Below are 14,751 nucleotides of genomic sequence, written 5' to 3'. Positions count from 1 at the left end.
TAGATTAGCACACTCTGTCCCCTCTCCCTGTGGGAGAGGGTTAGGGCGAGGGGGGCGTTCTACCACCGCTCCAGCCTTTGCCTCAGCAGTGCATTTTCCCGCGCCAGTCGCGCATTCTCATCCAGCAGCGTCAACGCCACGGCGATCCCCGGCCAGTCCAGTTCCAGCTCATGACGCAGCCGTACGGCGCGATGTACCACCACCGCCGCATGATCATCAAACAACCACTCCTGCGTTTGCGAGACGTTCGGTTCAATCATCCCCAGCCCGACAATTTCATCCAGCTCTTCAGACGACACCCCCGTGCGCAGACAAAACTCAGTGACGGTTAAGGTTACGGTAACGGTAGTCATTATGCTTTCCCCCAGGTTTTACGCGGGTCGAAGCTGGCCTGACTCTCGGCCAGTTGTTGCCACAGCGCGCTCGTTTTCTCATCTGGTTTCGGCGGCATCACGATTTTAATCACCGCAAACAGATCGCCGGTGACGGTTTTACTCACCAGGCCTTTGCCCTTAATACGCAGCCGTTGTCCGGCCTGACTGCCCGGTGGAATGGTCAGCAGAATGCTCTCTTTCAGCGTTGGCACTTCGACTTTGGTACCCAGCGCAGCTTCCCATGGCGCTAGCGGGAGTACGATCTCCAGATTGTGACCGACGATATCAAACAGCGGGTGCGGTGCGATGTGAATAATCATCCACAGGTCGCCGTTTGGCCCGCCATTTTCGCCCGGCGTGCCCTGGCCTTTGAGGCGAATACGTTGCCCGTCGCTGACCCCCGCAGGGATTTTCACATTCAGCGTTTTCGGCAGTTCCTGCTCAACCATGCCGAAGACGTTATACACCGGCACCTTATAGCTGATGGTACGCTGCTGCTCGGCCAGCGTCTCTTCGAGGAACACCGCTACTTCAATTTCCAGGTCCTGGCCGCGCGAGGCGCGCTGGCGGCGGGCGTGATGCGCCTGCTGACCGAACATCGAAGAGAAGATATCGTCAAAATCCTGCTGGTTGTAGCTCTGCTCGTGGCCCTGCTGCTGGCGGCCAAACTGCGGATCGTTACGATGCGCCCAGAGCTCGTCATATTCGGCGCGCTTCTGCTCGTCTTTCAACACTTCCCAGGCTTCGGCGAGATCTTTAAAGCGGGCTTCGGCATCGTTTTCTTTGCTGACATCGGGGTGGTATTTGCGCGCCAGGCGGCGGTAGGCGGTCTTGATAGTCTTCAGATCGTCCGTTGGTTTAACCCCCAGAATCGCATAATAATCCTTTAATTCCATAATGTTATCTCATTAATGAATGCGGTGGTCATGGCCCACCTGAAAAAGGGCTCGTGTATAAGCGTAGGGCAAATGTGCGCGGTGGGGCAGAAGAAATGTGTGGGAAAATTGATAGAAGACAAGAAGAGTAAAGGGCTGATTAATAATCAGCCCTTATGTACTTTACACCTCGTAGTTCAGTTCATCCTCTTCCTGCGGCGGTGGGATTATCTGTACCTTTTGCACTCGGTGGCTTTCGACCTGCAACGTTTTCAGCGTGAAGGGGCCAATTTGCACCTCTTCACCCGCTTTTGGTACGCGTTGCAAATGTTCCATCAGCAGCCCGGCGATGGTGTGATACTCACGTTTGTCATCCAGCGGCAGCGGAATGTACTGCACCAAATCTTCCAGCGGCATATGACCGTTCGCCGTCCAGGTTCCATCCGGGTTGCGCTGGATATCGTGGCGGGCGTCAATCTCTTCCACTTCGTTTGGTAGATTCCCGGCGATGGTTTCCATGACGTCACTGAGCGTCACAATGCCTTCCACCGAACCAAATTCATCGACCACGAAAGCGAAGTGGGTGCGGGCGCTACGGAACTGTTCCAGTGCGGAGAGCAGCGGCAGCGTTTCCGGGAATACCAGCGGCTGGCGGATAAGCGCACGCAGGTCCAGCGGCTCATTGCGTAGCGACTGTTGCAGCAGATCAATCACGTGTACCACGCCTAACAGCTCTTCTTCATCATCGCCGCCGGTGATAACCAGACGCGTGTGCTGGTTTTTCTCCAGCAGCGCGCGGATTTCGCTTTCCGGGGCGCTGAGGTCGATATGCTCGATATCGTGGCGCGAGGTCATAATACTGCTGACGGTACGTTGGTTGAGGTTGAGCACGCGCTCAATCATCATCCGTTCCTGCGGCTCGAAGATAGGATCGTCCCGGTGGTCGGCAATCATGGATGCGCTATCGGCATCCAGCTCAGCGTCCTCTTTTCGCCCGCTCAGCAGGCGCATCACCGTTTCGGTCGTGCGCTGACGCATCGTCAGGTTTGCCGTCAGGAAGCGACGGCGGTTGAAGATGGCCAGCTGATTCAGGGATTCGATCATCACCGAGAAGCCAATCGCCGCGTACAGATAGCCTTTCGGAATGGCGAAGCCAAAACCTTCTGCGACCAGGCTGAAACCAATCATCAGCAGGAAGCTGAGACAGAGAATAACGATAGTCGGGTGGCTGTTCACGAAGCGGGTGAGGGCTTTACTGGCGAGCAGCATCAGGCTGATGGCAATAATCACCGCCGCCATCATGACCGCCAGATGATCCACCATCCCGACCGCCGTAATGACCGAGTCGAGCGAGAAGACCGCGTCCAGCACCACAATTTGCGCGACGACGCCCCAGAAACGTGCACCGCGCCGCTGGGTGGGATTATCGCTGTCTTTACCTTCCAGCCGTTCGTTGAGTTCGACGGTGGCTTTAAAGAGAAGGAAGAGGCCGCCGAACAGCATAATGAGGTCACGCGCGCTGAAGCTTAAATCGCGGAACACAAAAAGCGGTTTGGTGAGCGTAACCAGCCAGGAAATCGAGGCCAGCAGTACCAGACGCATCAGCATTGCCAGAATCAGGCCGGTGACGCGTGCGCGGTCGCGCTGCGCCGGAGGCAGTTTTTCTGCCAGGATGGCGATAAACACAAGGTTATCAATCCCGAGAACGAGCTCGATGACGACAAGCGTGATAAGACCCGCCCAGATTGAGGGATCGGCAATCCATTCCATACGTTGTTTAATACCTTAAGTCATATGACATTTGTCACACTTCGATCATGGATAAAGCCGGAGCAAATTGCAATGTTTCCCTGAGATTTGTCCGACTAAAATTGCGTAACGGGGAGTAATAAAACCTTATTGTTACTCCAGTTTATTATAACAATAACCAATATCAGCTGAGAATAGTGTTCCGGCGGTGCGGATAATTACTTTATGTCAATATAAATAAAATCCTAAAAAATCGTTTTTGTGGCGCTTAATATTATTCTTAAAAACTATTTTTAAGCCGTCGTTACCTTGCCTGCTGTTTGCATTGCTGTAACAATTCTTCCGGCATTGAATGATAAAGGGCATGGGAACGTATCCGCTAGATATTTATTAGCCGAAAAGTTTTATGCCAGGAATAATCTTTATTCATTGCCGAAAATGTAGACTTATTTCTAACATTCTGAATTTTAGGTGATTTGGTAGCTTAAAGCCAAGGGCGGTAGCGTGCCTGAAGGCGAGATAATCAGCCTCGATTATTCTGTCAATAGCCTGCGGATGAATACGATCTTTTTTAGGATATATGCCATTTATATTCACGCACGATTAAATGCATTCTGAATGCTCAGGTAATGGAGATGTTCGGGTTTATTTAATTCGCACAGGATAATTTCTCTGCCAAAGTGATAAATAATCAATGATGAAATCCAAACTAAAATTGATGCCATTATTGGTGTCGGTAACCTTTATGAGTGGTTGCACCGTCCTTCCCGGCAGCAATATGTCTACCTACGGAAAAGATGTCATTAAGCAGCAAGACGCTGACTTTGATATCGACCAGATGGTGAATGTTTATCCGCTGACCCCGCGACTGATTGAACAATTGCGCCCGCGACCGAATGTCGCGCAACCGAACACATCGCTGGATCAGGAGTTAAGCAATTACCAGTATCGCGTGGGGCCGGGCGACGTACTGAACGTCACCGTCTGGGATCACCCGGAACTCACCACTCCGGCAGGCCAGTACCGCAGCTCCAGCGACACCGGGAACTGGGTGCAGCCTGATGGCACGATTTTCTACCCCTACATTGGCAAGGTGGACGTGAAGGGCAAAACGCTCTCGGAGATTCGCCAGATTGTCAGCCAGCGCCTGGCCGCTTACATCACCGACCCGCAGGTTGATGTCAATGTTGCCGCTTTCCGCTCACAGAAAACCTATGTTTCGGGTCAGGTGAATAAGTCCGGCCAGCAGGCTATCACCAACGTACCGCTGACAATCCTCGATGCGATTAATGCCGCCGGCGGTCTGACGGATGTCGCCGACTGGCGCAACGTGGTGCTGACGCATAACGGGCGTGAAGAGCGGATCTCGATTCAGGCGTTGATGCAAAACGGCGATCTGAAGCAGAACCGACTGCTGTATCCGGGCGACATTTTGTTTGTGCCACGCAACGACGATCTGAAAGTGTTCGTGATGGGCGAAGTGAAGAAACAGAGCACCCTCAAAATGGACTTCAGCGGCATGACGCTCACCGAAGCGCTGGGCCAGGCGGAAGGGTTGGATCTCACCTCCTCGAACGCCAGCGGCATCTTCGTGATCCGTCCGACCAAAGAGGGCAACAACGGCAAGATGGCGAACGTTTATCAGCTGGATATGTCCGATGCCACCTCTCTGGTGATGGCGACCAACTTCGTGCTGCAGCCGTATGACGTTGTGTACGTGACGACCGCGCCGGTGACGCGCTGGAACCGTCTGATCAACCAACTGTTGCCGACCATCAGTGGCGTTCGCTACATGACGGACACGGCGAAAGACATTCACACCTGGTAAGCGGCCATGTTTAACAAAATTCTGGTGGTATGTGTGGGGAACATTTGCCGTTCCCCAACGGGGGAGCGTCTGCTGAAAAGCCATTTGCCGTCGGTAACCATTGCGTCCGCAGGTTTGGGCGCGCTGGTGGGGAAGGGGGCAGATGCCAGCGCGGTGAGCGTGGCAGCAGACCATCAGCTCTCTCTTGACGGGCATTGCGCCCGCCAAATTTCCGGCGCGATGTGCCGGGAGTATGACCTGATTCTGGCAATGGAACGCCGCCACATCTCGAAACTGCATGACATCGCGCCGGAAATGCGCGGCAAGGTGATGCTGTTTGGGCACTGGGATGATGAACGCGACATTCCCGATCCCTATCGCAAAAGCCGCGAAGCCTTTGAAGCGGTATATCAGTTACTCGACCGGTCTGCTCAACAGTGGGCGCAGGCACTGAAAGCTCAGCAGGGATAACAATGACAGAAAAAGTAAAACAGATAGCCCCGCAGGCCACGGGCAGTGATGAAATTGATATTGGTCGCCTGGTGGGCACGGTCATCGAAGCAAAATGGTGGGTGCTCGGTATTACCGGCGTGTTTACGCTGGTGGGCATCATCTACACCCTTTTTGCGACGCCGATTTACAGCGCCGATGCGCTGGTGCGCATTGAACAAAATCAGGGCAGCGCGCTGGTGCAGGATATCAGCAGCGCCCTGAGCAACAAGCCGCCGGCATCTGACGCGGAGATCAGAATGATCACCTCGCGCCTGGTGCTGGGCAAAACCGTTGACGACCTTGACCTCGATATTTCGGTTGAGAAAAACACCTTCCCGCTGATTGGCGCGGGGTGGGATCGTCTGATGGGGCGTAAAAACGAAACGGTCAAAGTCACCACCTTTAATCGCCCGCAGTCGATGGCGGAAAGCACCTTTACGCTGGAAGTGCTGAGCCCGACACGCTATCAGCTGAGCAATGATGACGGTTTCAGCGCTCAGGGCGAAGTAGGCAAACCGCTGGAGAAAGGCGGCGTGTCGCTGTTGGTAACGGCGATTGCCGCCCATGAAGGCGCCTCGTTTACCCTGATGCGATTCTCCACGCTCGGCATGATCAATTCGCTGCAAAATAGCCTGAGCGTCACGGAAGATGGTAAAGATTCCGGCGTGCTGACCCTCAGCATTACCGGGGAAGATAAAGAGCAGATCCGCAAGATCCTCGACAGCATTGCGCGTAACTACCTCGAACAGAACGTGGCGCGAAAATCTGAAGAGGCGGCGAAAAGCCTCGCCTTCCTCGATAAACAGCTGCCGGTGGTGCGCCACAATCTGGACGTCGCGGAAAACAACCTCAACGCCTATCGCCAGCAGAAAGACTCTGTCGACCTGCCGCTGGAAGCGAAATCTGTGCTCGACTCGATGGTCAACATTGACGCGCAGCTTAATGAACTGACCTTCAAAGAAGCGGAAATCTCTAAGCTGTACACCCGCATTCACCCGGCCTATCGCACGTTGCTGGAAAAACGTCGGGCGCTGGAAGAAGAGAAAGCGCGCCTGTCAAAACGGGTGACCGCGATGCCGAAAACGCAGCAGGAAATTGTGCGTTTAACGCGTGATGTGGAATCCGGCCAGCAGGTGTACATGCAACTGCTGAATAAACAACAGGAGCTGAAAATCACCGAAGCCAGCACCGTGGGCGATGTGCGTATCGTCGACCCGGCGATCGCTCAGCCGGGCGTGGTGAAGCCGAAGAAAGCGCTGATTATTCTTGGCAGTCTGATCCTTGGCCTGATGCTCTCTATCGTTGGCGTGCTGCTGCGCTCGCTGTTTAACCGCGGTATCGAAAGCCCGCAGGTGCTGGAAGAGCACGGCATTAATGTTTATGCCAGCATTCCGCTGTCCGAGTGGCAGAAAGCGCGTGACAGCGTGAAAACGGTGAAAGGCGTGAAGCGCTATAAACAGAGCCAACTGCTGGCAGTCGGTAATCCAACGGATCTGGCGATTGAAGCGGTGCGTAGCCTGCGTACCAGCCTGCACTTTGCGATGATGCAGGCAGGTAACAAGGTGCTGATGATGACCGGTGTGAGCCCGTCAATCGGTAAAACCTTTGTCTGCGCCAACCTCGCGGCGGTGATAAGCCAGACCGGCAAGCGCGTGCTGATGATCGACTGTGATATGCGTAAAGGCTATACCCACGAACTGCTGGGGACCAGCAACGATAACGGTCTGTCGGAAGTGCTGGTGGGGAAAGCAGATATTGCGTCCTGCGCGAAACGCACCTCGATTAACAACTTCGATCTGGTACCGCGCGGTCAGGTACCGCCGAATCCGTCGGAGCTGCTGATGAGCGAGCGATTCAGCGAACTGATGAGCTGGGCCAGCGCTAACTATGACCTGATCCTTATCGATACGCCGCCAATCCTGGCCGTCACCGATGCGGCGATTGTCGGCCGCCACGCGGGCACCACGCTGATGGTAGCGCGCTACGCAGTAAATACCCTGAAAGAAGTGGAAACCAGCCTCAGCCGCTTCGAGCAAAACGGCATCGACGTGAAAGGGGTGATCCTGAACTCCATCTTCCGTCGCGCGACGGGCTATCAGGATTACGGTTACTACGAATACGAATATAAATCTGATTCTAAATAACGTGCAGCGTGCCGGGTGGCGCTGCGCTTACCCGGCCTACGATTCGACCCGTAGGCCGGATAAGACGCGAATGCGTCGCCATCCGGCATGTCAGCCATGACTTTGCTTCTCCGGGGGATCCTCATGACTACAGAAAATCCATTGATCTCTATCTATATGCCGACCTGGAATCGCCAGCAGTTGGCAATCCGCGCCATCAAATCGGTGCTGCGCCAGGATTACCCGAACTGGGAGATGATCATCGTCGATGATTGCTCCGAATCCTACGAACAGCTTCAGCAGTTTGTCACCGACCTGAACGACCCCCGTGTGTGCTACATCCATAACGACGTGAATTCCGGCGCGTGCGCGGTGCGTAACCAGGCCATTATGCAGTCGAAAGGCCAGTTTATTACCGGTATTGATGATGACGATGAATGGACGCCAAACCGTTTATCGGTGTTTCTCGAACAAAAGCACCAGCTGGTGACCCACGCCTTTCTTTATGCCAACGACTATCTTTGCCAGGGCGAGGTCTACTCACAGCCGGCGAGCCTGCCGCTGTACCCGAAATCGCCGTTTTCCCGCAAGTTGTTCTACAAACGCAATATTGTCGGCAACCAGGTGTTTAGCTCGGCGTGGCGTTTTAAAGAGTGCCTGTTCGATACGCAACTGAAAGCGGCGCAGGATTACGACATCTTCCTGCGCATGGTGGTGGCCTACGGCGAACCGTGGAAAATCGAAGAAGCCACGCAGATCCTGCACATCAACCACGGCGAAATGCAAATCACCAACTCGCCGAAAAAGTTTTCCGGCTACTTCCATTTTTACCGCAAGCACAAAGACAAATTTGACCGGGCGAGTAAGAAGTACCAGCTCTTCACGCTGTATCAGATCCGCAATAAACGCATGAACTGGCGCACGCTGTGGACGCTGTTCTCTGTCCGCAACGGCAAACGCCTTGCTGACGGGCTGCGGGGGAAATAATCATGCTGGAAGATTTACGCGCCAATAGCTGGAGCCTGCGCCCGTGCTGCATGGTGATGGCGTATCGCATCGCGCATTTTTGCTCTGTGTGGCGCAAGAAAAATGTGCTCAACAATCTGTGGGCCGCCCCGATGTTGCTGCTCTATCGCTTCGTTACCGAGTGCCTGTTTGGCTACGAAATTCAGGCCGCTGCGACGATTGGTCGTCGTTTCACCATTCACCACGGTTATGCCGTAGTCATCAATAAAAACGTGGTGGCGGGGGATGATTTTACCATTCGCCACGGCGTCACTATCGGTAATCGTGGCCCGAACAGCCTGGCGTGTCCTGTTCTCGGCAACGGTGTTGAACTCGGGGCTAACGTAGTGATCATCGGCAATATCACCATTGGTAATCATGTCACCATCGGCGCAGGCAGCGTGGTACTGGATAACATCCCCGACCATGCGCTGGTGGTGGGTGAGAAAGCACGGGTGAAGGTACTGAAATGAATATTATGCAATTTAACGTCCGCCTGGCTGAAGGCGGCGCGGCAGGCGTGGCGCTGGATCTCCATCAGCGCGCGCTACAGCTGGGAATGAACTCGCAGTTTATCTACGGCTATGGCAAAGGTGGTAAAAAAAGCGAAAGCCATGACCGTTATCCGAATGTGATTAAACATACGGCGCGCGCCACCTCGATAGCCAACCTGGCGCTGTTTCGTCTGTTTAACCGCGATCTGTTCGGTAATCTGAACGGGCTGTATCGCACGGTGACGCGCACTACCGGACCGGTGGTGTTGCATTTTCATGTGCTGCACAGCTACTGGCTGAATCTGGCAGAGGTGGTGAAATTCTGCCAGCGTGTAAAAGCGGATAAACCCGACGTCACTTTCGTCTGGACGTTGCACGATCACTGGAGCGTTACCGGTCGCTGCGCGTTTCTCGACGGCTGTGAAGGCTGGCAGCGCGGCTGCGCGCAATGTCCGACCCTCAGTAACTACCCGCCGGTGAAGGTCGATCGCGCCCATCAGCAGGTTGATGAAAAACGTGCGCTGTTTCGCCAGATGCTGGTGCTGGGCTGCAACTTTATTTCGCCCAGCCATCACGTGGCCGATGCCTTCAACAGCCTTTACGGCGCGGGTCGTTGTCTGGTGATTAACAACGGTATCGATGTGGCGACGGAAACCATTCTGGCCGATCTCCAGCCCAAAGCGGCAAACGCGCAGCGTCCGAAAATCGCCGTGGTGGCGCATGACCTGCGTTACGACGGGAAAACCAATCAGCAACTGGTGCAGGCGCTGATTGCCCTCGGCGATAACGTGGAAGTACATACCTTCGGTAAATTCTCACCCTTCAGCGCGGATAACGTGGTGAATCACGGTTTCCTCACCGATAAACGTCAGTTGATGAGCAAACTCAACGGGATGGATGCGCTGCTGTTCAGCTCACGCGTGGATAACTATCCACTGATCCTGTGCGAGGCGCTGTCGATTGGCGTGCCGGTGATTGCGACCCACAGCGATGCCGCGCAGGAAGTGTTGAGCAAATCGGGCGGGCGCACGGTCGATGACAGAGACGTTCTGCGTCTCGCGCAGTTACCGAAAGCGGAAATCGCGCAGGCTATTTTCGGTACCACGCTTGCGCAATTCAGCGCCCGCAGCCGTCAGGCCTACAGTGGTCAACAGATGCTGGAGGAGTATGTCTCGTTCTATCAGAATCTGTAGCTATCTGCTGCTACCGTTAATCTACCTGCTGGTTAACGTCAAAATCGCCCAGCTCGGCGAGAGCTTTCCGATAACCATCGTTACCTTTTTGCCGCTGCTGCTTTTACTCTACGTTGACCTGATTAACCTGAAAAAGCTGATGATTGCGCTCGGCGCAGGGGGCGGGCTGACGCTGTTTAACTATCTGTTCGGCCAGTCTTACGATGCCAGCAAGTACGTCACCTCGACGATGCTGTTTGTCTACATTGTGATTATTGTCGGCATGGTGTGGAGTATTCGCTTTAAGGTTATCTCGCCGCATAACCACCGCAAAATTTTACGTGGCTTTTATATGGTGATTGGCGTCATCGTCATGCTGGCGGCCATCGAGATGCTGCAAATTATTGTCTCCGGTGGCAGTAGCCTGATGGAGACAATTTCGAAATATCTTATATACAGTAACAGCTATGTTCTGAATTTTATCAAGTTCGGCGGTAAGCGTACCACCGCACTTTATTTCGAACCGGCATTCTTCGCTCTGGCGTTAATCTCAATTTGGCTCTGTATCAAACAGTTTGGTATCAAAACTCCTAAAGCAGATGCTATGATTCTGGCAGGGATTATTCTTTCAGGATCATTTTCCGGGGTAATGACGTTTATCCTGTTTTATTTACTGGAGTGGGCTTTCCAGTATCTGAACAAAGACGCCATTAAGAAAAAACTGCCGTTAGCGATTATCTCACTGGCCGTATTTTTGGTTGGTTTAGTGTTTGCCTTTCCGTATATATCTGAGCGCCTGGGTGATTTGGGGACGGAGGGTTCGTCATCCTATTACCGTATTATTGGCCCATTGGTGATGGTCGGTTACTCGCTGACCCATATTGATGGCATTGTGCGTTTCGGTTCTCTTTACGAATATGTGGCATCATTCGGAATCTTTAACGGTGCGGACGTCGGAAAAACAATAGACAATGGTTTGTATCTGCTCATTATTTATTTTTCGTGGTTCGCAGTGATATTGACGGCATGGTACATGATTAATGTCGGAAAGATGACAATTAACGCTTTTGGGAATAATCGCAATTTCCGCGTGCAGTTGTTCCTTTTTACGCCAATATCGCTGTTTTTTACCGGTTCAATATTTAGCCCGGAATATGCATTTTTAATTGTCTGTCCATTTATTTTGCGTAAAGCACTCAATATGGCAGACAACGGATAAGGTGGAAAAAACAATGCTGCTGAGTGTCATTACCGTCGCGTTTCGCAACCATGACGGCATCGTCAAAACCTGGCGTTCACTGGCGCATCTGGCGAACGATCCGAGCATTCAGTTTGAGTGGATTGTGGTGGACGGCGGGTCGGCCGACGGCACGGCGGAGTTTTTGGAAAAACGTAATGGACAGTACAACTTACGTTATGTCAGCGAGCCGGATAACGGCCTGTACGATGCGATGAATAAAGGCATCACGATGGCGAAAGGTAAGTTTGCCCTGTTCCTGAACTCCGGCGATGTGTTTCACCAGGATGTCTCACAATTTGTCCGTCAGCTGCGTAATAAAAAAGATGATGCAATGTATCTGGGTGACGCGATGCTCGATTTTGGCGATGGCACACAGTTAACCCGTCGGGCAAAAAGCGGCTGGTATATTTATCATAGCCTGCCCGCCAGCCATCAGGCTATCTTCTTCCCTGGCGTGGGGTTGAAACAAAATCCGTATGATATGCAATATCGCGTTTCATCTGATTACGCGCTGGCTGCCAAAATGTATAAAGCAGGCTATGCCTTTAAACGAATTAAAGGGCTGGTGTCTGAATTTTCAATGGGCGGCGTGTCAACCACCAATAATTTACAGTTGTGTCAGGATGCGAAAAGTGTTCAGCGTGAAATATTACGCATGCCAAAGCTTCTGACAGAATTGTCTTATTTATTACGTCTGCGCACCACCGGCAAAACAAAAGCCTTATATAACAAATCCTGAATATAAGGAAAAACTATGCAAGATTTATCGGGGTTTTCTGTTCCGCAGGGTTTTCGCGGTGCGGGTGGGGTGAAAGTGCAATTATGGTGGGCGGTGCAATCAACACTTTTTGCCTGGTCACCGCAAATACTCTACCGCTGGCGTGCATTTTTGTTACGTCTGTTTGGCGCGAAAATAGGAAAAAACGTAGTAATTCGTCCGTCAGTGAAAATTACCTATCCGTGGAAATTAACCCTCGGTGATTATGCCTGGGTAGGGGATGACGCCGTGTTATATACGTTGGGCGATATTACCATCGGCGCAAATTCGGTGGTGTCACAGAAGTGTTATTTATGTACCGGAAGTCATGACTTCCAGAGTCAACATTTTGATATTACCGCCACACCGATTGTGATTGGCGAGAAATGCTGGCTGGCAACGGATGTGTTCGTCGCCCCCGGCATTGAAATAGGCGACGGCACCGTCGTTGGTGCGCGAAGCAGCGTTTTTAAATCGCTTCCGGCAAACGTGATTTGCCGTGGCAACCCCGCAGTGGTGATACGCGAACGCGTTGAAACTGATTAATTTCTGATAAGTACAGAGGATAAAAACATGTCAAAAGTCGCTCTCATCACCGGCGTAACCGGTCAGGATGGTTCTTACCTGGCAGAGCTTCTGCTGGAAAAAGGCTACGAAGTGCATGGCATTAAGCGCCGCGCTTCCTCTTTTAACACGGAACGCGTTGACCACATTTACCAGGATCCGCACACCAGCAACCCGAAATTCCACCTGCATTACGGCGACCTGACCGACAGCTCCAACCTGACCCGTATCCTGCAGGAAGTACAGCCGGATGAAGTGTACAACCTGGGCGCGATGAGCCACGTGGCCGTTTCGTTTGAATCCCCGGAATACACCGCCGACGTAGATGCCATGGGCACCTTACGTCTGCTGGAAGCCATTCGTTTCCTCGGTCTTGAAAAGAAAACCCGTTTCTATCAGGCGTCCACCTCCGAGCTGTACGGCCTGGTGCAGGAAATTCCACAGCAAGAGACCACGCCGTTCTATCCGCGTTCTCCGTATGCAGTGGCGAAACTGTATGCGTACTGGATCACCGTCAACTACCGCGAATCCTACGGCATGTATGCCTGCAACGGCATTCTGTTCAACCATGAATCCCCGCGCCGTGGCGAAACCTTCGTGACCCGCAAAATCACCCGCGCGATCGCCAATATCGCTCAGGGCCTGGAGTCCTGCCTGTACCTCGGCAACATGGATTCCCTGCGTGACTGGGGCCACGCAAAGGACTACGTGAAAATGCAGTGGATGATGCTGCAACAGGACAAACCGGAAGATTTCGTGATCGCCACTGGCGTGCAGTACTCGGTGCGTCAGTTCGTCGAAATGGCCGCAGCACAGCTGGGTATCAAACTGCGCTTTGAAGGCACCGGCGTGGAAGAGAAGGGCATTGTGGTTTCTGTTACCGGCCATGATGCGCCAGGCGTGAAACCGGGCGATATCATCATTGCCGTTGACCCGCGCTATTTCCGCCCTGCGGAAGTGGAAACCCTGCTGGGCGACCCGACCAAAGCGCATGAAGTACTGGGCTGGAAACCGGAAACCACTCTTCAGGAAATGGTTTCAGAAATGGTGGCCAAAGATCTCGAAGCAGCGAAGAAACACTCTCTGCTGAAATCCCACGGCTACGATGTGGCGATCGCGCTGGAGTCCTGAGAATGACCAGACAACGTATTTTTGTGGCGGGCCACCGGGGAATGGTCGGTTCAGCCATTGTCCGCCAGCTTGAGCAGCGAGAAAACGTGGATCTGATTCTGCGTACTCGCGATGAGCTCAACCTGCTCGACAGCCAGGCCGTGAATGAATTCTTTGCCACTGAACAGATTGACCAGGTTTATCTGGCGGCGGCAAAAGTGGGCGGTATTGTGGCGAACAATACCTATCCCGCCGATTTCATCTACGAAAACATGATGATTGAAAGCAACATTATTCACGCCGCACATGTGCATAACGTGAATAAGCTGCTGTTCCTTGGCTCATCCTGCATCTATCCGAAGCTGGCGAAGCAGCCGATGGCCGAAAGTGAGCTGCTGCAGGGCACGCTGGAAGAGACCAACGAGCCGTACGCCATCGCCAAAATTGCCGGGATCAAGCTGTGCGAATCTTATAACCGTCAGCACGGCCGCGACTATCGCTCGGTGATGCCAACGAACTTGTACGGGCCGAACGATAACTTCCACCCAAGCAATTCGCACGTCATTCCCGCGCTGCTGCGCCGTTTCCACGAAGCCGCCCAGCAGAATGCATCTGATGTGGTGGTGTGGGGCAGCGGCACGCCGATGCGCGAGTTCCTCCACGTGGACGACATGGCGGCTGCCAGCATCCACGTGATGGAGCTGGATCGCGACGTGTGGCAGGAGAACACCAAGCCGATGCTGTCGCATATCAACGTTGGCACCGGTATCGACTGCACCATTCGCGAACTGGCGCAAACGCTGGCGAAAGTGGTGGGCTTCAGGGGGCGCGTGGTTTTCGATGCGTCGAAACCGGACGGCACGCCGCGCAAACTGCTCGACGTTTCTCGCCTGCATCAACTGGGCTGGTATCACGAAATCACTCTGGAAGCAGGACTTGCCAGTACTTACCAGTGGTTTCTGCAAAACCAGCAGCGTTTTCGGGGGTAA

The 14,751-nt window shown here is 53.3% G+C and carries 14 protein-coding genes; 11 read left to right on the top strand and 3 right to left on the bottom strand.

Annotated elements, in window-relative coordinates:
* Positions 1-59: 59 nt before the first annotated feature.
* The 3 genes from cbpM to AC1MKH_RS15970 form a co-directional block, all read right to left on the bottom strand.
* On the bottom strand, positions 60-353 hold the full coding sequence (gene cbpM, locus AC1MKH_RS15980) for a chaperone modulator CbpM (protein ID WP_276220474.1): 294 nt from the start codon (positions 351-353) through the stop codon (positions 60-62).
* Positions 353-1,270 (bottom strand): curved DNA-binding protein, encoded by a 918-nt coding sequence (cbpA, locus tag AC1MKH_RS15975; protein ID WP_276220473.1) that lies wholly within the window; start codon positions 1,268-1,270, stop codon positions 353-355. The genes cbpM and cbpA overlap by 1 nt, the downstream gene beginning before the upstream one ends.
* A 162-nt stretch (positions 1,271-1,432) precedes the next feature.
* Positions 1,433-3,019, bottom strand: a complete 1,587-nt coding sequence (locus AC1MKH_RS15970) for a TerC family protein (protein ID WP_276220472.1) — start codon at positions 3,017-3,019, stop codon at positions 1,433-1,435.
* A gap of 673 nt (positions 3,020-3,692) precedes the next feature.
* Between AC1MKH_RS15970 and AC1MKH_RS15965 the strand changes: the two genes are divergently transcribed.
* From AC1MKH_RS15965 to fcl, 11 genes are all read left to right on the top strand, one after another.
* Positions 3,693-4,826: a polysaccharide export protein gene (locus tag AC1MKH_RS15965; RefSeq protein ID WP_276220471.1), complete on the top strand. Its 1,134-nt coding sequence runs from the start codon at positions 3,693-3,695 to the stop codon at positions 4,824-4,826.
* A 6-nt stretch (positions 4,827-4,832) separates the two neighbouring features.
* Positions 4,833-5,276, top strand: a complete 444-nt coding sequence (gene wzb, locus AC1MKH_RS15960) for a low molecular weight protein-tyrosine-phosphatase Wzb (RefSeq protein ID WP_149462384.1) — start codon at positions 4,833-4,835, stop codon at positions 5,274-5,276.
* A gap of 2 nt (positions 5,277-5,278) precedes the next feature.
* Entirely contained in the window at positions 5,279-7,441 is a 2,163-nt protein-coding gene (gene wzc / locus AC1MKH_RS15955) for a tyrosine-protein kinase Wzc (RefSeq protein WP_276220470.1), read from the top strand.
* Positions 7,442-7,564: 123 nt separating this feature from the next.
* Positions 7,565-8,407 (top strand): colanic acid biosynthesis glycosyltransferase WcaA, encoded by an 843-nt coding sequence (gene wcaA / locus AC1MKH_RS15950; protein WP_276220469.1) that lies wholly within the window; start codon positions 7,565-7,567, stop codon positions 8,405-8,407.
* Positions 8,408-8,409: 2 nt separating this feature from the next.
* A complete protein-coding gene (wcaB, locus tag AC1MKH_RS15945; protein ID WP_276220468.1) occupies positions 8,410-8,898 on the top strand; it encodes a colanic acid biosynthesis acetyltransferase WcaB in 489 nt (162 codons plus the stop codon).
* Positions 8,895-10,112 (top strand): colanic acid biosynthesis glycosyltransferase WcaC, encoded by a 1,218-nt coding sequence (gene wcaC / locus AC1MKH_RS15940; RefSeq protein WP_276220467.1) that lies wholly within the window; start codon positions 8,895-8,897, stop codon positions 10,110-10,112. Before wcaB ends, wcaC begins: the two co-directional genes overlap by 4 nt.
* The gene (gene wcaD, locus AC1MKH_RS15935) at positions 10,087-11,310 is read left to right on the top strand and encodes a colanic acid polymerase WcaD (RefSeq protein WP_276220466.1); all 1,224 of its coding nucleotides are present in this window, start codon (positions 10,087-10,089) and stop codon (positions 11,308-11,310) included. The genes wcaC and wcaD overlap by 26 nt, the downstream gene beginning before the upstream one ends.
* A gap of 13 nt (positions 11,311-11,323) precedes the next feature.
* The gene (wcaE, locus tag AC1MKH_RS15930) at positions 11,324-12,070 is read left to right on the top strand and encodes a colanic acid biosynthesis glycosyltransferase WcaE (protein ID WP_276220465.1); all 747 of its coding nucleotides are present in this window, start codon (positions 11,324-11,326) and stop codon (positions 12,068-12,070) included.
* 15 nt (positions 12,071-12,085) lie between these two features.
* On the top strand, positions 12,086-12,634 hold the full coding sequence (gene wcaF, locus AC1MKH_RS15925) for a colanic acid biosynthesis acetyltransferase WcaF (protein WP_276220464.1): 549 nt from the start codon (positions 12,086-12,088) through the stop codon (positions 12,632-12,634).
* Between the two features lie 27 nt (positions 12,635-12,661).
* On the top strand, positions 12,662-13,783 hold the full coding sequence (gene gmd / locus AC1MKH_RS15920) for a GDP-mannose 4,6-dehydratase (RefSeq protein ID WP_276220463.1): 1,122 nt from the start codon (positions 12,662-12,664) through the stop codon (positions 13,781-13,783).
* 2 nt (positions 13,784-13,785) lie between these two features.
* Positions 13,786-14,751, top strand: a complete 966-nt coding sequence (fcl, locus tag AC1MKH_RS15915; protein WP_276220462.1) for a GDP-L-fucose synthase — start codon at positions 13,786-13,788, stop codon at positions 14,749-14,751.

It is taken from the genome of Pseudocitrobacter sp. CD920760 (genome assembly GCF_057782505.1).
The sequence above is the reverse complement of the archived record's forward strand: the minus strand, read 5'-3'. Positions and strand labels throughout refer to the sequence as shown.